The organism is Bacillus sp. FG16 (genome assembly GCF_057809515.1).
Map to the genome: position 1 here is coordinate 14,323 of NZ_JBMDKC010000002.1, position 21,559 is coordinate 35,881.

General features: G+C 36.6%; 22 protein-coding genes and 1 other annotated feature. All 22 genes read left to right on the forward strand.

Annotation, left to right across the window (positions count from 1 at the left end; all coding sequences use genetic code 11):
• Window positions 1–19: 19 nt before the first annotated feature.
• Window positions 20–1,111, forward strand: coding sequence for a stage V sporulation protein E (spoVE, locus tag ACODS7_RS01225; RefSeq protein WP_016080476.1), 1,092 nt, complete (start codon window positions 20–22; stop codon window positions 1,109–1,111).
• Between the two features lie 105 nt (window positions 1,112–1,216).
• Window positions 1,217–2,311: an undecaprenyldiphospho-muramoylpentapeptide beta-N-acetylglucosaminyltransferase gene (murG, locus tag ACODS7_RS01230; protein ID WP_043315791.1), complete on the forward strand. Its 1,095-nt coding sequence runs from the start codon at window positions 1,217–1,219 to the stop codon at window positions 2,309–2,311.
• Between the two features lie 212 nt (window positions 2,312–2,523).
• Window positions 2,524–3,429: a UDP-N-acetylmuramate dehydrogenase gene (gene murB, locus ACODS7_RS01235; protein ID WP_016080478.1), complete on the forward strand. Its 906-nt coding sequence runs from the start codon at window positions 2,524–2,526 to the stop codon at window positions 3,427–3,429.
• A gap of 98 nt (window positions 3,430–3,527) precedes the next feature.
• Window positions 3,528–4,298, forward strand: coding sequence for a cell division protein DivIB (divIB, locus tag ACODS7_RS01240; RefSeq protein ID WP_043937055.1), 771 nt, complete (start codon window positions 3,528–3,530; stop codon window positions 4,296–4,298).
• 400 nt (window positions 4,299–4,698) lie between these two features.
• Window positions 4,699–6,012, forward strand: a complete 1,314-nt coding sequence (ftsA, locus tag ACODS7_RS01245; protein ID WP_243168103.1) for a cell division protein FtsA — start codon at window positions 4,699–4,701, stop codon at window positions 6,010–6,012.
• A gap of 39 nt (window positions 6,013–6,051) precedes the next feature.
• Complete coding sequence (ftsZ, locus tag ACODS7_RS01250; RefSeq protein WP_000888984.1) at window positions 6,052–7,206, forward strand: cell division protein FtsZ; 1,155 nt, start codon at window positions 6,052–6,054, stop codon at window positions 7,204–7,206.
• 260 nt (window positions 7,207–7,466) lie between these two features.
• Window positions 7,467–8,384: a sigma-E processing peptidase SpoIIGA gene (gene spoIIGA, locus ACODS7_RS01255; protein ID WP_000261975.1), complete on the forward strand. Its 918-nt coding sequence runs from the start codon at window positions 7,467–7,469 to the stop codon at window positions 8,382–8,384.
• A 19-nt stretch (window positions 8,385–8,403) separates the two neighbouring features.
• The gene (gene sigE / locus ACODS7_RS01260; protein WP_000976947.1) at window positions 8,404–9,123 is read left to right on the forward strand and encodes an RNA polymerase sporulation sigma factor SigE; all 720 of its coding nucleotides are present in this window, start codon (window positions 8,404–8,406) and stop codon (window positions 9,121–9,123) included.
• Between the two features lie 157 nt (window positions 9,124–9,280).
• Window positions 9,281–10,060 (forward strand): RNA polymerase sporulation sigma factor SigG, encoded by a 780-nt coding sequence (gene sigG / locus ACODS7_RS01265; protein WP_000197753.1) that lies wholly within the window; start codon window positions 9,281–9,283, stop codon window positions 10,058–10,060.
• Between the two features lie 163 nt (window positions 10,061–10,223).
• Window positions 10,224–10,505, forward strand: a complete 282-nt coding sequence (locus ACODS7_RS01270) for a YlmC/YmxH family sporulation protein (RefSeq protein WP_016080480.1) — start codon at window positions 10,224–10,226, stop codon at window positions 10,503–10,505.
• A 119-nt stretch (window positions 10,506–10,624) separates the two neighbouring features.
• Complete coding sequence (pgeF, locus tag ACODS7_RS01275; RefSeq protein ID WP_029443134.1) at window positions 10,625–11,443, forward strand: peptidoglycan editing factor PgeF; 819 nt, start codon at window positions 10,625–10,627, stop codon at window positions 11,441–11,443.
• A complete protein-coding gene (locus ACODS7_RS01280; RefSeq protein ID WP_016080481.1) occupies window positions 11,440–12,114 on the forward strand; it encodes a YggS family pyridoxal phosphate-dependent enzyme in 675 nt (224 codons plus the stop codon). The genes pgeF and ACODS7_RS01280 overlap by 4 nt, the downstream gene beginning before the upstream one ends.
• Window positions 12,115–12,133: 19 nt before the next feature.
• On the forward strand, window positions 12,134–12,604 hold the full coding sequence (locus ACODS7_RS01285; protein WP_000119129.1) for a cell division protein SepF: 471 nt from the start codon (window positions 12,134–12,136) through the stop codon (window positions 12,602–12,604).
• A 6-nt stretch (window positions 12,605–12,610) separates the two neighbouring features.
• Window positions 12,611–12,874, forward strand: coding sequence for a YggT family protein (locus tag ACODS7_RS01290; protein ID WP_000214324.1), 264 nt, complete (start codon window positions 12,611–12,613; stop codon window positions 12,872–12,874).
• Between the two features lie 15 nt (window positions 12,875–12,889).
• The gene (locus ACODS7_RS01295; RefSeq protein ID WP_016080482.1) at window positions 12,890–13,657 is read left to right on the forward strand and encodes a YlmH family RNA-binding protein; all 768 of its coding nucleotides are present in this window, start codon (window positions 12,890–12,892) and stop codon (window positions 13,655–13,657) included.
• An 89-nt stretch (window positions 13,658–13,746) separates the two neighbouring features.
• Complete coding sequence (gene divIVA, locus ACODS7_RS01300) at window positions 13,747–14,253, forward strand: septum site-determining protein DivIVA (protein WP_001131611.1); 507 nt, start codon at window positions 13,747–13,749, stop codon at window positions 14,251–14,253.
• 51 nt (window positions 14,254–14,304) lie between these two features.
• Window positions 14,305–14,527, forward strand: a binding site (T-box leader).
• 71 nt (window positions 14,528–14,598) lie between these two features.
• Window positions 14,599–17,364 carry an isoleucine--tRNA ligase gene (gene ileS2, locus ACODS7_RS01305; RefSeq protein WP_016080483.1) on the forward strand — a complete coding sequence of 922 codons (2,766 nt, stop codon included), beginning with the start codon at window positions 14,599–14,601 and terminating at the stop codon, window positions 17,362–17,364.
• A gap of 158 nt (window positions 17,365–17,522) precedes the next feature.
• Window positions 17,523–17,852 (forward strand): TraR/DksA C4-type zinc finger protein, encoded by a 330-nt coding sequence (locus ACODS7_RS01310; protein WP_001002956.1) that lies wholly within the window; start codon window positions 17,523–17,525, stop codon window positions 17,850–17,852.
• Window positions 17,853–17,976: 124 nt separating this feature from the next.
• Window positions 17,977–18,435, forward strand: a complete 459-nt coding sequence (gene lspA / locus ACODS7_RS01315) for a lipoprotein signal peptidase LspA (RefSeq protein WP_000642180.1) — start codon at window positions 17,977–17,979, stop codon at window positions 18,433–18,435.
• Between the two features lie 4 nt (window positions 18,436–18,439).
• Entirely contained in the window at window positions 18,440–19,348 is a 909-nt protein-coding gene (locus tag ACODS7_RS01320; protein ID WP_016080485.1) for an RluA family pseudouridine synthase, read from the forward strand.
• 204 nt (window positions 19,349–19,552) lie between these two features.
• Window positions 19,553–20,095 carry a bifunctional pyrimidine operon transcriptional regulator/uracil phosphoribosyltransferase gene (gene pyrR / locus ACODS7_RS01325; protein WP_243168102.1) on the forward strand — a complete coding sequence of 181 codons (543 nt, stop codon included), beginning with the start codon at window positions 19,553–19,555 and terminating at the stop codon, window positions 20,093–20,095.
• Window positions 20,096–20,241: 146 nt separating this feature from the next.
• Window positions 20,242–21,525 (forward strand): uracil permease, encoded by a 1,284-nt coding sequence (uraA, locus tag ACODS7_RS01330; protein WP_029443132.1) that lies wholly within the window; start codon window positions 20,242–20,244, stop codon window positions 21,523–21,525.
• Window positions 21,526–21,559 lie beyond the last annotated feature (34 nt).

A 21,559-nucleotide genomic window follows, 5' to 3' on the forward strand; every position in this document is an offset into this window, starting at 1 on the left:
GAGGTGGTGTTTGTGGGTAATGAAGAAAACGCCTGATTTTATTCTCATCATCGTAACACTTTCTTTGTTGACAATCGGAATGATTATGGTTTATAGTGCGAGTGCGGTTTGGGCCTCTTATAAAATGGGGGACTCATTCTTTTTTGCCAAAAGACAATTATTGTTTGCGGGTCTTGGTGTAGTAGCTATGTTTTTTATTATGAAAATTGATTATTGGGTGTGGCGTACGTATTCAAAAGTAATTTTGCTAGTTTGCTTCATTCTTCTTATTCTCGTTCTTATCCCTGGAGTAGGTCTTGTCCGAGGAGGAGCACGAAGTTGGATTGGGATCGGAGCCTTTTCGATTCAACCGTCAGAATTTATGAAGTTTGCGATGATTATTTTCTTGGCAAAGTTTTTAGCGGAACGGCAAAAATTGATTACATCTTTTAAACGTGGTTTATTACCGGCTCTTAGTTTTGTGTTTCTTGCTTTTGGGATGATTATGTTACAGCCAGACCTTGGGACAGGAACGGTAATGGTTGGAACATGTATAATTATGATATTTATTTCGGGAGCGAGGGTCTTTCACTTTGCAATGTTTGGTTTACTTGGTGTAGCAGGATTTGTAGCGTTAATCGCATCAGCACCGTATCGAATGAAACGCATTACATCATATTTAGATCCGTGGGCAGATCCGCTTGGAAGTGGATTTCAAATTATCCAATCACTACTCGCAATTGGACCTGGTGGATTATTTGGGCTTGGACTTGGACAAAGTAGACAAAAATTTCTTTACTTACCTGAACCACAAACTGACTTTATATTTGCGATCTTATCCGAGGAATTAGGTTTTATTGGTGGTTCATTTGTGTTATTATTATTTAGTCTATTATTATGGCGCGGGATTCGTATCGCATTAGGAGCGCCAGATTTATATGGTACGTTTTTAGCAGTAGGTATTGTGGCGATGATTGCGATTCAAGTAATGATTAATGTTGGTGTTGTAACAGGGCTGATGCCTGTTACGGGTATTACCTTGCCGTTTTTAAGTTATGGTGGATCAAGTTTGACATTAATGTTAATGGCAGTAGGTGTATTATTAAATATAAGTCGCCATTCTCGCTACTAAACCCTGTTTATAAGACAGGGTTTTTCGTATGTGTGTGTAAAAATGCAATATGTATATAGAAATAAATATAATGGAAATAAGAAAAGAGAAGCGGAGGAGTTAGTAGTGCGTGTATTAGTGAGTGGTGGGGGTACTGGTGGTCATATTTATCCAGCTCTTGCTTTAATTAGAGAAATAAAAAAGTTAAATCCAGAAGCAAGATTTTTATATATTGGTACGGAAAATGGACTAGAGAGTACAATCGTTCCAAAAGCAGGTATACCATTTCAATCTATTGTTATAAGTGGATTTAAACGAAAAATATCATTAGATAATGTGAAAACAGTAATGCGTTTTCTAAAAGGTGTACAAGATAGTAAACGATATATTCGTCGTTTTAATCCAGATATCGTAATTGGAACGGGTGGATATGTATGTGGACCAGTTGTATACGCTGCAGCCAAATTGGGTATTCCAACTATTGTACATGAACAAAATAGTGTACCAGGTGTAACGAACAAATTTTTAAGCCGTTATGTTGATAAAGTTGCTGTTTGTTTTGAAGCAGCTACAGAGCATTTTCCAGAGTCAAAAGTAGTAATGACAGGTAATCCACGAGCATCAGAGGTAATGGATCAAAGTGGAATGAAAGGGAAACGTTCAGTTGGACTTTCTCTTCCTAAAAAGTCTGTACTTATATTTGGTGGAAGTCGCGGGGCTAGACCGATTAACGATGCCTTTGTTGAAGCGATTGAACAGTTTGGGAACAAAAGCTACGAAATACTATATGTAACAGGTGAAGTGCATTATGACAAAGTGATGGAAGCCGTGAAGCAAAAAGGGAACCCGAACAATGTTATTATTAAGCCGTTCATTCATAATATGCCAGAGGTACTAACTGGTGTAGACCTTGTTGTTTCAAGGGCTGGGGCAACAACACTTGCAGAATTAACAGCGTTAGGAAAACCAAGTGTGTTAATACCGAGTCCGTACGTAACAAATAATCATCAGGAAAAGAATGCACGTTCAGTTGTTGATAAAGGAGCAGCAAAAATGTTACTTGAAAAAGATTTAACAGCTGAAACGCTTATTCGTGATATTGATGAGATTTTATTGGATGCACAAACATTACAAAATATGAAGCTAGCTGCTAAGCAACTAGGTATTCCAGATGCAGCAAATAAGCTGTATGAAGTAATGAATAAGCTTGTAAAAAAATAAAGTGAGGCTTTAATCAGTGGGGAGTGATTCTCTCTCGTTGATTATTACCTTTTACTAATCGGATGTTTACTGGCATCCCGATACCACTTAACTTCTTTGTTACCGCCGAATTTTGATTTAGGAGCTGTACTGCCCGTAAATAGAGGGATAACGTTAGGTGAACGCCCTGCATATTATTGTCATAAGGAGACTTAATATGGGGGAGATTGTCTATGGAACAATTAGTAAATGAGCTTATAGAAGCAGATGTTGGTCGTGTTTTAGTTAACGAGTCGTTAGCACGTTATACAACTATGAAAATAGGTGGACCAGCGGATATTTTAATTGTGCCAAAGCATGTAGCCGGTATTGAAAAAACATTACAGTTAGTAAAGCAATACAAAACGAAGTGGACTGTAATTGGGCGCGGTTCAAACCTTCTTGTATCTGATCAAGGCATAGAAGGTGTTGTTATTCGTTTAGGAGAAGGATTAGATCACTTAGAGGTCGAAAAACATAAGGTAAGAGTTGGTAGTGGATATCCTCTTATTAAATTGTCAACTTTACTTAGTCGTCAAGGGCTAGCTGGATTGGAGTTTGCAAGCGGTATTCCAGGAAGTGTCGGTGGTGCAGTATATATGAATGCAGGTGCACATAAATCGGATATATCGAGTGTATTATCGAAGGCTCTCATTCTGTTTGAAGACGGTACAATTGACTGGTTAACGAATAAAGAACTGGAGTTTTCTTATCGGGCATCTGTATTGCAAACGAAACGTCCTGGTATTGTTTTAGAGGCGGAGTTTCAATTAAAGGCGGGAAAACGTGAAGAAATTGTACGCAGCATGCAAAATAATAAAGATTACCGCCGTGAAACGCAACCATGGAATCACCCGTGTGCAGGAAGTGTATTTCGGAATCCAATCCCACATTTTGCAGGAGATTTAGTAGAAAAAGCAGGGCTTCGTGGTTATAGGATTGGTGGAGCTCAAATTTCTGAAATGCATGGCAATTTTATTGTTAATACCGGGGGAGCTTCAGCGCAAGATGTATTGTCTTTAATTGAATTAATAAAATATACAATTAAGGATAAATTTGATGTAGATATGCACACAGAAGTAGAAATCATTGGAAGATAACGGTTATTCGTTCCGCTCATTATCATTTATGTTATAATAAGAAGATAAGAACGGCATGAGGAACATGCCGTTCTTTATGTTACATAGGGGGATCGTACATGAATAATAGTAAAGTGATTAAACTACAAGATCGTGTACCAAAATTGAAAAATCAAAAGAAAAAAAACAAAAAAAATGTTAATCATCGATTGATTTTATACATATCAATTTTATTTTTATTAGTGCTCTTTTTAATTTATTTTCGGTCTCCGCTTAGTAATATAAAAAAGATTAGTGTGTTTGGAAATCACTATATGACGGATGAGCAAGTAATGAAGGATTCAGGCGTGACATATGATACAAGTTATTTCCGAGTGACAGCACATAAAGCTGAAGAAAACTTAACGAAGCGAAAAGAAATTAAAGCAGTAAATGTAAAAAAACGTTTTCCAAACAAGATTGATATTCATATCGAAGAATATTTAACGATTGGTTATATAAATAAAGAGGGAAAATTACAACCGTTATTAGAGAATGGAAAAACGCTTGATGTACTACCTAATGGAAAACTTCCTGTTGCAGCACCGATTTTCGAACCTTTTAAAGAAGAGAAAATGAAGGAGTTAATCGCTGAACTAGAAAAATTAACACCAGCTATTTTAAAATCTATTTCGGAGATTCGCTATTCACCAACGAATGCGAATGAAGATCATCTTACTTTATATATGAATGAAGGTTATGAAGTGAGCACTACGATTCAAAATTTCGCAAAACGTATGGAAGCCTATCCACTTATTTTAAAAACAATTGATCCAGGTAAGAAGGTATTAATTGACTTAGAAGTAGGTGCATATACGAAAGAATTAGGTGCGGAAGAAAAAAAAGAATAGAATGGTAGTTTTCGTTGCTTATAGCAGAAAAAACGAAACGAATGTTCTATTATATGTATACGAATTTAGAAGAATGGTTCATTTGATGAAAAATATGTAAAAATTCTTAGATTCATACTAGTATTGGTACAAGTTTCACTTTTCTATGAGTACATCTTAGTGTAGACTTATACTTGGCGGTAAACTTTACACTCGAAATAGAATTATTTCAAGATAAGCAGTTATTTATAGTTTACTGCGATATTCTTAATTGAAATGCTAAATAAAAATAAGAAAAATATAGGGTTAAAAAAGGGAAACGTATAAAGACGTTGAATATTTTTCTTATAAATAGTAAAGTTGCGATTGTTGTTCCATATATTGAGTTGTATGGTATAAATAAAGAAGGAGGTGCCAAAGAATGAACAGCAATGAAATATATGTTAGTCTTGACATCGGTACATCCAATGTTAAAGTCATCATTGGTGAAATGGTTAATGACAGCTTAAACATTATTGGTGTTGGAAATGTAAAATCAAATGGTTTAAAGAAGGGATCGATAGTTGATATAGACGAGACTGTTCGATCAATTAAAAAAGCAATTGAACAAGCTGAGCGCATGGTGGGAATCCACATTGAGCAAGTTGTAGTAGGTGTCAATGCAAACCAGGTACAGCTACTTCCTTGTCACGGAGTAGTCGCTGTTTCAAATGAAGATCGTGAAATCGGGAATGAAGATGTCTTACGCGTTCTAGATGCAGCACAAGTTGTGTCAATTGCTCCAGAACGTGAGTTTATTGATGTGGTACCTCGACAGTTCATCGTAGACGGTCTTGACGAGATTAACGATCCACGCGGGATGATCGGTGTAAGATTAGAAATGGAAGGTACACTTATTACAGGCTCGAGAACTTTACTACATAACCTACTTCGTTGTGTAGAAAAAGCAGGTCTTGAAATTGTTGATATTTGTCTTCAACCTTTAGCGGCTGCAACAGTTGCTATATCTTCAGATGAAAAAAATAGAGGAGTAGCCCTTGTTGATATGGGGGGAGGATCTACAACTCTATCTATTTTTAAAGATGGAGAGTTACAAGCGACGAGCGTATTACCATTAGGTGGAGACCATATAACGAAGGATATTGCGATTGGGTTGAAAACTTCAACAGAAAATGCAGATCAAATTAAGTTGAAATATGGACATGCTTTTTATGATACAGCATCTGAAGAAGAGATGTTTACGGTTCCTATTATGGGAAGTGATCAAACAGAACAATATTCTCAGTTGGAATTATCGGATATAATAGAGGCTCGTGTAGAGGAAATTTTAATGTTTGTTCAAGATGAAGTGCGTAAGTTAGGAGTAAAGCAAGTGGCTTCTGGTTATGTACTAACTGGCGGAATTGCTTCTATGCCGGGTGTTCTTGATCTTGCATATGATATTTTACATGAAAATGTTCGTGTAGCAACTCCTGATTATATTGGTGTGCGTGAGCCCCAATATACAAGTGGAGTTGGATTAATTAAACATTCTTATCAAAAAGCTAAATTACGTGGGAAAAATGTGCAGGAAAAGCAAGAGCATTTTGAACCAGTACCAGCACCAGCACCAACACCAACGCAGGTACAACAGCAACCTGCAAAACAAAAAACTCGTAATCAAAACAATAATAATCAAAATGATGACCGCATGATGTCAAAAGTAAAACGTGTATTCCGTTATTTATGGGATTAAAATTGGACACGAAAAATGAGGTTCTAGGGGGATTTCGACATGTTAGAGTTTGATACTACTCAAGATCAATTAGCGAATATAAAAGTTATCGGTGTCGGCGGTGGCGGAAACAATGCTGTAAACCGTATGATTGAACACGGTGTACAAGGTGTAGACTTTATCGCTGTGAACACTGATGCACAAGCATTAAATCTATCAAAAGCTGAAACGAAAATGCAAATTGGTGGAAAATTAACGCGTGGACTTGGTGCAGGCGCAAACCCTGAAGTAGGGAAAAAAGCTGCAGAAGAAAGTAAAGAACAGATCCAAGAAGCACTTCGTGGTGCAGATATGGTCTTCGTAACTGCTGGTATGGGCGGTGGAACTGGAACTGGTGCAGCTCCAGTTGTTGCTCAAGTTGCAAAAGAATTAGGTGCTTTAACAGTTGGTGTTGTAACACGTCCATTTACTTTTGAAGGACGTAAGCGTGCGACGCAAGCAGCATCTGGTATTGCAGCATTTAAAGAAAATGTAGATACTCTTATTGTAATTCCAAACGATCGCTTATTAGAGATTGTTGATAAAAATACGCCAATGTTAGAAGCATTCCGTGAAGCTGATAACGTATTACGTCAAGGTGTTCAAGGTATTTCGGATTTAATTGCAACGCCAGGTTTAATTAACTTAGACTTTGCAGACGTAAAGACAATTATGTCTAATAGAGGTTCTGCTTTAATGGGTATTGGTTCTGGTAACGGGGAAAATCGTGCTGCAGAAGCAGCGAAAAAAGCGATTTCTAGTCCATTACTAGAAACATCTATTGATGGAGCTCAAGGTGTTATCATGAACATTACGGGTGGCGCTAACTTAAGCTTATATGAAGTACAAGAAGCGGCAGATATCGTAGCTTCAGCTTCAGATCCAGAAGTAAATATGATCTTCGGTTCTGTTATTAACGAAGGATTAAAAGATGATATCGTTGTAACTGTAATTGCAACTGGTTTTGATGATAGCATTGCAACTCAACCACCAAAACCAATTATTCGTCCGAATGCGAACCACACTCAACAACAGCAACAACCAGTAGCTCAACCTTCAAAACAACGTGAAGTAAAACGTGAAATGAAGCGTGAAGAGCCAGTTGTACATGAGCGTCATTCAGATTCAGATGATATCGATATTCCAGCATTTTTACGTAACCGTCGTAGACGATAAAAAAAGGAGCTTTTATGCTCCTTTTTTGTTTTTTAAATGGAAAAGACCTGCTTAGCAGGTCTTTTTTTATTTCGTATATTTCAATATATTTTGTTGGTGAAAATAAGAGTATATCATTCTATGAATTTGTACTTTTATTTTTTACCGACAGATTTTGTCTAGAAATCACAAAATAACAAAAAAACACCTCCGCAAATTGACACACTTTCCTATTGGATATGCATTATACTAGTCTCAACTTGAAAAAAGAGGTGAATTGTTTGGTTGTTTACGCCGACGTTGTTTGGTTGTTAAACGCCTGCATTGATTTTCTTTTGCTTTTATTAACAGCTACCGTGTTAAAAAAGAAGATCAAAAGATGGAGGCTTGTGTTAGGGGCATTTATAGGTTCAACTATTGTTATTTTTGCCTTTACTCCTTTTGCTTCTATGATGACACATCCAATTATGAAACTACTGTACTCGCTGCTTATTGTGTATACAGCATTTGGGTTTACAACATTTAGAAATTATGCACAAACTGTTTTTACTTTTTACTTTGTAACCTTTATGGTTGGCGGAGGATTAATTGGAACTCATTTCTTTTTGCAAACGAATGAAATGGTAAATGGATTGGTTCAATCTCAGTCAATTTCTTACGGCGATCCAATTAGTTGGTTATTTGTTATTTTTGGTTTTCCGGTAATTTATTATTTTTCTAAAAAGCGTATTGAAAGCGTAGAGGTCACGAAAATACACTATGACCAAATTGTGAAAGTAAAAATTCAATTGGCCGAGGAAGAACTAGAACTGGCAGGTCTTATTGACAGTGGGAATCAACTTTACGACCCATTAACAAAAACACCCGTTATGATTATGCATGTTTCATCATTAGAACATTGCTTACCATCTTGGTTAACAGAACAAATTTATTCCAAAACAGAAATTCCTCAAATACCAGAAAATGATTCTGGTTGGGCGACAAAATTACGTTTAATTCCTTTCCGTGCAGTAGGAGTAGAAAGTCAATTTTTGTGGGCAATTAAGCCTGACAGTGTGCAAGTTGATCATGAAGGTAGTTCTATTGTTGTAAACAAAGTATTAATTGGATTAAATACACAACAACTGTCTACTAATGGGGAGTATCAATGTATTGTGCATCCAAAAATGTTGATTTCACAAAAAATGGTGATCGCTTAATAATGAGAGGCGGGATAATATGATGAAATTAAAATTTTATTTAGTATACCTTTGGTATAAAGTATTGCTGAAATTAGGAATTAAGACCGATGAAATTTATTATATTGGTGGAAGTGAAGCGTTGCCACCACCGTTAACGAAAGAAGAAGAGGAAGTTCTTTTGAATAAATTGCCAAAAGGAGATCAGGCAGCAAGGTCATTACTTATTGAACGTAACTTAAGGCTCGTTGTATATATAGCAAGAAAGTTTGAAAATACAGGGATAAATATTGAAGATTTAATTAGTATAGGAACAATCGGCCTTATTAAAGCGGTAAATACATTTAATCCAGAAAAGAAAATAAAATTAGCAACATATGCATCGCGTTGTATAGAAAATGAAATTTTAATGCACTTACGTCGGAATAACAAAAATCGTTCGGAAGTTTCTTTTGATGAACCGCTAAACATTGATTGGGATGGGAATGAACTGTTGTTGTCTGACGTGTTAGGTACAGATGATGATATTATTACAAAAGATTTAGAAGCTACTGTAGATCGTCACCTTTTAATGAAAGCATTACACCAATTAAATGATCGTGAAAAACAAATTATGGAACTTCGGTTTGGGCTTGCTGGAGAAGAGGAAAAGACGCAAAAAGATGTGGCGGATATGCTTGGGATTTCACAGTCATACATTTCACGTTTAGAAAAAAGAATCATAAAAAGATTACGAAAAGAATTTAATAAAATGGTGTAAAGAATAAGACCAGCCGTTATCTAGGCTGGTCTTATTCTCTTTCGTTGTATGGGAAGAGATAACGAAAATGAAAAATGAAGAGAAAACCGTATGCATAAAATCCCCTTCAAAGGAAATACTTTACACTGTACAGCAACTCCCGATAGGAGGGAACACTTTGACGAGAAACAAAGTAGAAATTTGCGGTGTTGATACAGCTAAACTTCCCGTACTAAAAAATGATGAAATGCGTAAATTATTTCGTGAAATGCAAAGTGGAGAGATAAGCGCAAGAGAGAAATTAGTGAATGGAAACTTACGTCTTGTACTGAGCGTCATCCAAAGATTTAATAACAGAGGAGAATATGTTGACGATTTATTTCAAGTTGGTTGCATCGGACTTATGAAATCCATTGATAATTTTGATTTAGGCCAAAATGTAAAATTTTCAACGTATGCTGTGCCGATGATTATTGGGGAAATACGCAGATATTTGCGTGATAACAACCCGATTCGCGTATCTCGATCATTACGAGATATTGCGTATAAAGCGTTACAAGTTAGAGAGAAATTGATTGCAGAAAATTCAAAAGAACCAACAGCAATGGATATTGCAAAAGTGCTTGAAGTGACTCATGAAGAAATTGTTTTTGCATTAGACGCGATTCAAGATCCAGTTTCATTATTTGAACCGATTTATAATGATGGGGGAGATCCTATCTTTGTTATGGATCAGTTAAGTGATGAAAAACAAAAGGACGAGCAGTGGGTTGAAGAACTAGCGTTGAAAGAAGGAATGAAGCGTTTAAATGATCGAGAGAAAATGATTATTAGAAAACGTTTCTTCCAAGGAAAGACACAGATGGAAGTTGCAGAAGAAATTGGGATTTCCCAAGCGCAAGTATCACGTTTAGAGAAGTCAGCTATTAAACAAATGAATAAAACGATTCAAGGATAAGGTCTCACCAATTATGGTGAGACCTTTTTATATGTAATATGGTTTGTGCTCATAGTAGGGGATTAGTGTTCATATAATGAAACTAGCATGGTGTTTCGTATAGGTGGGTTCCTGTAAATATGAGAAACAGCTTCCAATTCGTCATATAAGGGAGAGGATAAAAATGGTGATACGAATTTCAGAGTTACAGATGAAGGATGTTATAAATATTTCAGATGGAAAAAGGATTGGGAATATTGGAGATATTGAAATTGATATGAACACAGGGAAAGTTTGTTCTGTTATTATTTCCAAACAGACACGTATGCTGGGTATTTTTGGAAAAGATGTTGAAATTGTAATTCCTTGGAAGGAAATTGTGAAAATTGGGGAGGATGTCATACTTGTAAGAGTAGATCCTGTTAATACTGTAACAGAATCAATACAAACACCGACAATTTCATAAAGAATATTACAAATTCCTCTTTTTTTTCTGTTAGGATTATGAAAAAATAAAAGTATGGTAAAATAGACAGGAAGTACCATGCTTTTTCTGTTATTTTAATTAAAAGGAGCCGCTTTATTATGAGAGAACCATTTAAATATGTGGACGGTATACTGTATTTACAAGCGTGGAAAGAACTTGGAAACATTACTGCTGGATTTACGACAAAAGATGGTGGGATAAGTACGGGCTCCTTTCATGCGATGAATTTAGGATTACATGTGAATGATATCGTGGAGAACGTTCATGAAAACAGACGCATTTTAGCAAATAAGTTACAAAAACCATTAGAAAACTGGGTTTGCTCTGAACAAGTTCATGATCATCATGTTGAAAAAGTAGGGCAACAGGAAAAGGGAAGTGGCGTCTATTCATATGAGGACGGCATTTCAAAAACAGATGGCATTTATACGAGTAATGAAGATGTTCTGTTAACGTCTTGTTACGCGGATTGTGTTCCGCTCTATTTTTATGCACCATCACATGGTATGATAGGACTTGCGCATGCTGGATGGAAAGGCACTGTACAAGAGATTGCAAAGGAAATGATTCAAAAGTGGAATGCAGAAGGTATTTCAAGTGATGAAATTCATGTTGCAATTGGGCCGTCGATCGGATCTTGTTGTTATGTTGTGGATGATCGTGTATTAACAGCAGCACAGAAAGTAATTAACGGTGCTGTTCCTCATCAAAAAATTTCTGACGGGCAGTACGCAATTAATTTAAAAGAAATTAATCGTATATTATGCGTACAAGCAGGCATAAAAGAAGAGCATATTGTAATGTCATCTCTTTGTACAAGCTGTGAAGAGCAACTATTTTTCTCTCATCGTCGTGATCAAGGTAAGACAGGAAGAATGTTGAGTTTCATAGGTTTTAAGGAGGAAGGAAGCAAGTGACAGTACAAGAAAATTTAGTAATTGTAAACGAAGCTATTAAAGAATCTTGCGCTCGAGCTGGACGTTCGTTGCAAGATGTTAAACTTATTGCAGTTACAAAAACTGTAGGGATTGAAAAAACAAACGAAGTAATTGAAACTGGAATTATCGATTTAGGTGAAAATAGAAATGAAGGTTTCTTACAGAAATATGAGCATTTCGGTTCAAAAGTTAATTGGCACTTTATTGGCTCATTACAAACGAGAAAAGTAAAAGAAATTATTAATGAAATTGATTATTTACATTCGTTAGATCGTCTTTCCCTGGCGAAAGAAATTCAGAAACGTGCTGATAAGAAAGTGAAATGCTTTATTCAAGTGAAAACCTCATCTGAAGAATCGAAGCAAGGATTGGCAATAGAAGAGGTTGTTTCTTTTATTCAAAGTTTGCAAGAATTCGATAAAATTGAAGTGGTTGGACTAATGACGATGGCTCCATTTACAGAAGAAGAGGAAGAAATCAGACGCTGTTTTAAGGAATTACGTATGCTACAAACAGAGGTGCAGGAGCTAGAGTTATTACATGCGCCATGTAAAGAATTATCAATGGGAATGTCCAACGATTACACGATTGCAATTGAAGAAGGGGCTACATATATTCGTTTGGGAACGATTTTAGTAGGAAAAGCGTAAAAGGAAGGAGAATCTTATTATGAGTTGGTCAAAAGTAAAATACTTCTTTTTTGATACACCGGAAGAAAAAGAGGCAGCTCAATATGGTTATGAAAAGGAGCAAACAGACATGAAAAAGCAGCAAGATCCACCAGAACAACAAGATGTTACGTTTCCGAAAGCGCAACCGAAGCAAAATGTTGTGAGTATTGAAACAGCAAAACAATCTTCAAAAGTTGTTTTATTAGAACCACGCACATATTCGGAAGCACAAGGGATTGCGGACCACTTAAAAGGTAGACGAGCTGTTGTAATTAATTTGCAGAGAATGTCTACTGATCAAGCGGTACGTATCGTTGACTTTTTAAGTGGTACTGTATACGCTATAGGCGGGGACATTCAAAAAATAGGACCGAAAACATTTATGTGTACACCTGAAAATGTAGATATTGTTGGTGCAATTTCAGAGTTATTCGGTGAAGAAGAAGAAACAAATATAAAGAGGTGGTAATACGCCATGACAACAGTTTTAATGGTGTTAAGTTCTGCTATCGAGATTTACTCGTGGGCACTGATTATTTACATTCTCCTATCATGGTTTCCTGGTGCAAAGGAATCATCTTTTGGAGAGTTCTTGGCGCGAATTTGTGAACCGTATTTAGAACCATTCCGCAGATTTATTCCGCCGCTTGGTATGATTGATATTTCTCCACTCGTTGCGATTTTTGCGTTAAAACTTGCTAAAAGTGGTTTGTTCAGTTTGTTCAGCTATTTCTTATAGTAAGAGGTTAAATACATGAGCATTTACGAACATTTTAGGCCTGATGAAGAGGTCTTTGTAGATAAAGTGCTAGAGTGGAAGCGAACGGCGGAGTACCATCAAGTGAAATTAACAGACTTCCTTGATCCAAGACAGCAACAAATTGTTTCTATGGTAATTGGACAAGGAGATGTTGCTGTGCAATTTGGTGGTGCAACGCCTAATGCAGAGCGTAAAAGAGCACTCATTTATCCAGACTATCTAGAATTAAATGAAGAAGAATTTCAAGTAGAAGTATTAGAAATTGACTATCCTTCCAAGTTTTATACGCTAGAACATAGGCAAATATTAGGTACATTTATGTCACTTGGTTTAACGAGAGAAAAATGTGGTGATATTTTGCTGCAAGAAAATCGTGCCCAAATTGTAGTTGCGAAAGAAATCGTATCGTATATTGAGATGAACTTACAATCAATAGGGAAAGTAAAAGTCTCTTTAGTGTCAGTGCAAGGAGAACAAATTCTACAGATACATGAAACGTGGGGGGAGAAATCTGGAACGGTTTCTTCACTTCGTTTAGATGTTATGTTAGCTGAAATGTTACATTTATCTAGACAGAAAGTACAACCTTTCATAAAAAATGGTTTAGTAAAAGTCAATTGGAAAACAGTGGAGCAAACTTCTTATGAATGTTATCCAGGAGATGTTTTTTCTGTTAGAGGATATGGACGAAGCAAATTATTTTCTGTAGAAGGTAGAACAAAACGCGACAAATGGAGAATTTTGTATGGTATACTAAAATGATTGGTTTTTTAGAAGGAAATCCTCCTATTTTGTCGAAGAAAAGATATAATTGAAAGAGGAAATTTAGATAACTACTTGGAGGTGGCGTTGTGCCGTTAACACCATTAGATATTCATAACAAAGAATTTGGTCGCGGATTCCGTGGCTATGATGAAGATCAAGTAAATGAGTTTCTTGATCAAATTATCAAAGATTATGAATTGGTCATTCGTGAGAAAAAAGCTTTAGAAGAAAAAGTTGCGCAGTTAGAAGGGAAGTTAGATCATTTCTCTAATATTGAAGATACGTTAAACAAATCTATCGTTGTTGCACAAGAAGCAGCGGAAGAAGTAAAACGTAATGCGCAAAAAGAAGCGAAATTAATTGTGCGTGAAGCTGAAAAGAATGCAGATCGTATTATTAACGAAGCATTAGTAAAATCAAGAAAAGTTGCTTTTGATATTGAAGAGCTAAAGAAACAAGCGAAAGTATTCCGAACTCGTTTCCGTATGTTATTAGAAACACAGCTTGAAATGTTAAACAACGATGATTGGGATAAACTAATTGAGTTAGAAGACGAAGTAGATGAACTGTTGAAGAAAGAAGAAACAGTGTAAGCTTGACGTTTTTCTCATTATTACATATAATTTTAAACAACATATTTATTAAGAAAAACGAAGATAGGGATAAGTACCTTTTCAAACCTTATATAGCGAACTGAGGATGGTGTAAGCTCAGGATAAGGAGATAGTGGGAATATCACCCTGGAGTTCCGCGCTGAACAAATAGAGTAAGCGTAGGCGTGTATTCGCGTTAAGAATATAAGAGGATTCTATACATATGTATAAAATCTACTAGGGTGGTACCGCGGGAGACTTTCTCGTCCCTTTTTGGGATGAGAAAGTCTCTTTTTTATTCCGTTTTTTAAGTATTTCTTTTATACATGTAAGGAGGAATTGAGCATGGAGTACAAAAATACATTACTGATGCCGAAAACAGAGTTCCCAATGCGTGGGAATTTACCAAAACGTGAGCCTGCAATGCAAGAAAAATGGGCTGAAATGAATATTTACGAAAAAGTACAAGAACATACAAAAGGTCGTCCTTTATTTGTATTGCATGATGGACCTCCATATGCGAATGGTGACATTCATATGGGACATGCATTAAATAAAGTATTAAAAGACTTTATTGTTCGTTATAAATCAATGACTGGTTTTAGTGCGCCATATGTTCCAGGATGGGATACGCACGGTTTACCAATTGAACAAGCTTTAACAAATAAAGGTGTAAAACGTAAAGAAATGACAGTTGCTGAGTTCCGTAAGTTATGTGCAGAGTATGCATATGAACAAGTAGAACGTCAACGTGAACAATTTAAGCGTCTAGGTGTACGTGCAGATTGGGATAATCCATATATTACTTTAGAGCCAGCTTATGAAGCACAACAAATTAAAGTGTTTGGTGACATGGCGAAAAAAGGTTATATCTATAAAGGTCAAAAACCAGTTTACTGGTCTCCAACGAGTGAATCTGCTTTAGCAGAAGCTGAAATTGAATACCAAGATAAAAAATCAGCATCTATTTACGTAGCATTCCCTGTAAAAGACGGAAAGAACGTATTAGAAGGTGATGAAAAGTACATCATTTGGACAACGACACCTTGGACATTACCTGCAAACTTAGGTATTTCTGTTCACCCAGAGCTTGAATATAGCATTGTAAAAGTAAATGATGAGAAATATATTATTGCTTCTGAGCTGTTTGAGACAGTTGCAAAAACGTTAGAGTGGGAAAATGCTGAAGTTGTGAAGACAGTAAAAGGTAGCGAACTTGAGTACACAGTTGCAAAACATCCATTCTACGATCGTGATTCATTAGTTATGCTAGGAGATCATGTAACAACAGATGCAGGTACAGGTTGTGTTCATACAGCACCAGGACATGGGGAAGATGACTTCATTGTTGGTAAAAAGTATGGATTAGAAGTACTTTGCCCAGTTGATGATAAAGGTGTATTAACAAATGAAGCACCTGGATTTGAAGGCTTATTCTATGATAAAGCTAACAAGCCAATTACAGAAAAATTAGAAGAAGTAGGCGCTTTACTGAAACTAACATTCATTACGCATTCATACCCACATGATTGGAGAACGAAAAAACCAATTATTTTCCGTGCGACAGCACAGTGGTTTGCATCTATTGAAGCATTCCGTAAAGAATTAATAGAAGCTGTAGCGGAAACAAAATGGGTACCAGCATGGGGAGAAACTCGTCTTCATAATATGGTTCGTGACCGTGGTGACTGGTGTATTTCTCGTCAGCGTGCATGGGGTGTGCCAATTCCGGTATTCTATGCTGAGAATGGTGATCCAATTATTACGGATGAAACAATTAACCATGTAGCAGATTTATTCCGTGAACACGGTTCAAACGTATGGTTCGAGCGTGAAGCGAAAGATCTATTACCAGAAGGATTTACACATCTAGGTAGCCCAAATGGCGAATTCCGTAAAGAAACAGACATCATGGATGTATGGTTCGATTCAGGTTCTTCTCACCAAGCGGTATTAGAAGAGCGCGAAGATTTACAGCGTCCAGCTGATTTATATTTAGAAGGATCTGACCAGTATCGTGGTTGGTTTAACTCTTCATTATCAACAGCAGTTGCTGTAACAGGTAAAGCTCCATATAAAGGCGTATTAAGTCACGGTTTCGTACTAGATGGTGAAGGGCGTAAAATGAGTAAGTCGATTGGAAACATCGTCGTACCGAAGAAAATTATGGATCAATTAGGCGGAGATATTTTACGCTTATGGGTATCTTCTGTTGACTATCAATCTGACGTACGTATTTCAGATGATATTTTAAAACAAGTAGCAGAAGTGTATCGTAAAATCCGTAACACATTCCGTTTCTTATTAGGAAACTTAGACGACTTTAAGCCAAGTGAAAATGCAGTAGCTGTAGCTGAACTTCGTGAAGTAGATCGTTACATGTTAGTGAAATTAAATGACTTAATTACAAAAGTTAAAGAAGCATATGAGACATACGACTTCGCTGCTGTGTATCATGCAATTCATAACTTCTGTACAATTGATTTAAGCTCATTCTACTTAGACTTTGCAAAAGACATTTTATACATTGAAGGTGCAAACCACGAAGATCGTCGTGCAATTCAAACTGTATTATATGATGTTCTTGTTGCGTTAACGAAACTTGTAACACCAATCTTACCGCATACAGCTGATGAAGTATGGCCATACATTCCAGGCGTAACAGAAGAAAGTGTACAATTAACTGATATGCCAGAAGCTGTACAATTAGATGACGCGGAAGCATTAAAAACAAAATGGGATGCATTTATGACATTACGTGATGACGTGTTAAAAGCACTAGAAGTAGCTCGTAATGAAAAAGTAATCGGTAAGTCATTAAATGCAAGCATTACGCTATATCCAACTGCAGAAATGAAAGCTATGTTAGAGTCTATTAGCGAAGACTTAAAGCAATTATTCATCGTTTCTGAGTATAAACTTGGTGGTATGATGGAAGAAGCGCCAGCAGATGCACCGAAGTATGAACATACAGCGGTTGTTGTTGCTCAAGCAACTGGTGAAACATGTGAACGTTGTTGGGTAGTTTCAGAAACAATTGGTAAAGATGCTGAACATGAAACATTATGTGAGCGTTGTGCAACAGTTGTTAAAGAAAACTATGTAAAATAATAAAAAAACTGACTGCTATTCATGCAGTCAGTTTTTTTATTTTGATGATATATCAAAATAACTTTCAGGCTCTTTCCTGTGAAGGAAAAATGTGTGTGAGGTAAGCAAATAAATTTCGGACACACTAACTGTACATTACAGCTAGGAGGAATGTACACGTGAATGAAATTTACATGGAAATAAAAGAAGAATTGCAATTGATGAGAAAAGAGTTGCAAGAGAGACTAGCTAAAGAAGTAATGCACAAATATGATGTCGAGTTCAGCCAAGAGCTTGGATATGAAATTAAGGAAGAGATAAAGAAAAAATTGCTATTACATGATATAAAAGAGGATTTAAAGGATGTAGAACGCGCATTATTTAAAATGGAAATAGACATGTATGGTATTTGTGAAGAGACGGGGAGATTAATTTCGACAAAGCAAATGAAGACAATGCCGACTGCCCGTACGATTCATGAATTCTTCTATGAAAAGGTAAATGTATGAATACGCACAACGATATTATATTACCTTTTTTTAATTTATTTTATTCTTCTATAAAGGTTCATTGTGAAAAGGTAGCAGCTATGCTAAAATTTTGAGGTACACTGTCTTTGTGGGGGAAATGAAAATGATATATTATGTAATAGCGTTATTTGTCATTGCTATCGATCAAATATCGAAGTGGTTAATTGTAAAGAACATGGAATTGGGTACGAGTATTCCGATTATCGACAATGTATTATACATAACATCACATCGAAATAGAGGCGCTGCTTGGGGTATTTTAGAAAATAAAATGTGGTTCTTCTACATTATTACAGTTGTTTTTGTAGTGTTTATCGTATTTTATATGAAAAAGTATGCGAAAACAGACAAGCTTCTAGGTATTTCGTTAGGCCTAATTTTGGGCGGGGCAATTGGTAACTTTATTGATCGTGTATTTAGACAAGAAGTAGTGGATTTCATTCACGTGTATATTTTCTCGTACAACTATCCAGTATTCAATATAGCTGATTCAGCATTATGTATTGGTGTTGTATTAATTATTATTCAAACATTATTAGAAGGCAAGAAAGCGAAGGAGTAATTGAATGAGTGAAGTAGTACAAGTAACAGTTGCAGAAGAGCAAAAAAATGAGCGAATTGATAAATTCGTTGCAGGAATAAATAACGAATGGTCACGTTCACAAGTACAGCAATGGATTAAAGATGATGTTGTGACGGTAAACGGGAAAGCAGTAAAAGTGAATTATAAAGTAAAAGAAGAAGATGAAATTACAGTAACGATTCCTGAGCCGGAAGAGTTAGATATTCAACCAGAGGATTTAAATTTAGAAATTTATTATGAAGATGCAGATGTGCTTGTTGTAAATAAACCACGCGGTATGGTTGTACATCCAGCACCAGGGCATACAAGTGGTACACTTGTAAACGGCCTTATGCACCATTGTACAGATCTATCAGGCATTAACGGTGTAATGCGTCCGGGTATCGTGCATCGTATTGATAAAGATACATCTGGATTATTAATGGTTGCTAAGAATGATATGGCACATGAATCGCTTGTAAATCAGCTTGTAGCCAAAACAGTAACGAGACGTTACAAAGCGATTGTACACGGTGTGATTCCGCATGATAAGGGAACGATAGATGCTCCGATTGCTCGTGATAAGAAAGAGCGTCAAAGTATGACAGTTGATGAAAATGGTAAAAACGCTGTTACGCACTTCCAAGTGTTAGATCGTTTTAAAGACTTTACACTTGTAGAATGTCGCTTAGAAACGGGACGTACGCACCAGATTCGTGTTCATATGAAATATATTGGCTATCCACTTGCGGGAGATCCGAAGTATGGTCCGAAGAAAACGTTAGATATGAATGGGCAAGCACTTCATGCGGGTATTTTAGGCTTTGATCATCCTCGTACTGGTGAATATATTCAGTTTGAGGCACCGATTCCAGAAGTATTTGAAGAAGCATTAAATATTTTACGGAAATAGTATTGACAAATCATAAGAAAACTGAGATACTGACAACAGTTAAATAATGATCCTTTAACACAGCCCCGTGAGGTTGAGAAGGTAACGGTTTGAAATACTTAGGGTATGCTGTACCCTTTTTTCAAAAGTCCTCTCGCACACGCTGAGAGGACTTTTTTTATACCATTACTCTCACGCAAGAAAAAAAGCTTGGAGGTGTAGAGCATGCAAGAGAAAGCTGTCGTTTTAGATGACCAAATGATTCGCCGCGCTTTAACACGAATTAGTCATGAAATCGTGGAACGAAATAAAGGTGTCGATAATTGTGTTCTTGTCGGAATTAAAACTCGTGGAATTTTTATTGCACAACGTTTGGCAGAACGAATTGGTCAAATTGAAGGAAAAGAAATGGAAGTTGGAGAGTTAGACATTACGTTATATCGTGATGATTTAACACTACAATCGAAAAATAAAGAACCACTTGTAAAAGGTTCTGATATCCCTGTAGATATTACGAAGAAAAAAGTTATCCTTGTGGATGACGTATTATATACAGGAAGAACAGTTCGAGCAGCAATGGATGCTCTTATGGATTTAGGTAGACCATCTCAAATCCAACTAGCGGTTCTTGTTGATAGAGGTCATCGTGAACTACCAATTCGCGCTGATTATGTAGGAAAAAACATTCCAACATCAAGTGAAGAGCGTATCGAAGTTGATTTGCAAGAGACAGATCAACAAGATCGAGTAAGCATATACGATGAGTAAAGCCCTTTTAAATGTAGTCCTGTGAGGCTGCCAAAGGGTCTTGGCTTTCATATGTCAAATTTGGCATACGAAAGTGTAGGACTCTTTGTGCACAGGCACAAAGAGTTTTTTTATTGCAAAGATTTAAACTGAAGGAGGATGTAACAATGGAACAAAAGCCAGTGTTAGACGTTAATGAAGTACCGAAACCGGGAAAATGGTTATTTTTAAGTATACAACATTTGTTCGCGATGTTTGGATCAACAGTGCTTGTTCCGTTTTTAACAGGATTGAATCCATCAGTAGCATTAATATCAAGTGGATTAGGAACGCTAGCGTTTCTTCTTATAACGAAAGGTCAAGTACCTGCCTATCTAGGATCATCATTCGCCTTTATCGCACCGATTATAACAGCGAAAACGGCAGGTGGACCGGGAGCAGCAATGCTTGGCGGTTTGCTAGCAGGGCTTGTGTACATCTTAATCTCACTCGGAATTAAGAAATCAGGATCAGAGTGGATTATGAAATTACTACCACCAATCGTAGTTGGTCCAGTAGTAATGGTAATCGGTCTAGCTTTAGCACATACAGCAGTTAACATGGCGATGAACGGTGCGGATGGCAAATATAGCTTTACACACTTTTCAGTAGCATTAGTAACATTAGCAATTACAATTATCTGCTCGATATTCGGAAGAGGATTTTTCAGTATCATACCAGTGTTACTTGGCATTATCGGCGGATATATCTTCGCTTACTTCCAAGGGCTAGTCGACTTAAAGCCGGTAGCTGAGGCGAAATGGTTTGTTGTACCAGATTTCACAGTACCATTTGTAACATACACACCAGAGTTTTCATGGAAGATTGTACTCTTGATGGTACCAGTTGCACTAGTAACAATATCAGAACATATCGGACATCAAATTGTACTAGGAAATGTTATTAAAAGAGATTTAATTGAAAAACCAGGTTTACACCGTTCAATCTTCGGTGATGGAGTAGCAACATTAATCGCATCACTTATCGGTGGACCACCGAATACAACGTATGGTGAAAACATCGGTGTGCTAGCAATTACGAGAGCATACAGTGTATACTTATTCATCGGTTCAGCAGTGTTCGCAATCATGTTCGGATTTATCGGTAAGGTTTCTGCACTGATACATTCGATCCCAACACCAGTTATGGGTGGTGTATCAATCTTACTATTCGGTGTAATTGCATCAAGCGGATTACGCATGATGGTAGATGATAAAACAGATTTAAGTGACAAACGAAACTTAATGATTGCATCAGTAATACTAGTAATCGGTATTGGTGGAGCGGTACTTCACGTAGGGGAATCGTTCCAAGTAGAAGGAATGGCACTAGCAGCAATTGTAGGTGTACTGTTAAATCTACTACTACCGGAAACGAAACAAATAAAACAACCTAAGCAGATTGCTTCATAATAATAACCTTTTAATTCAGTCCTGTGAGACAGAA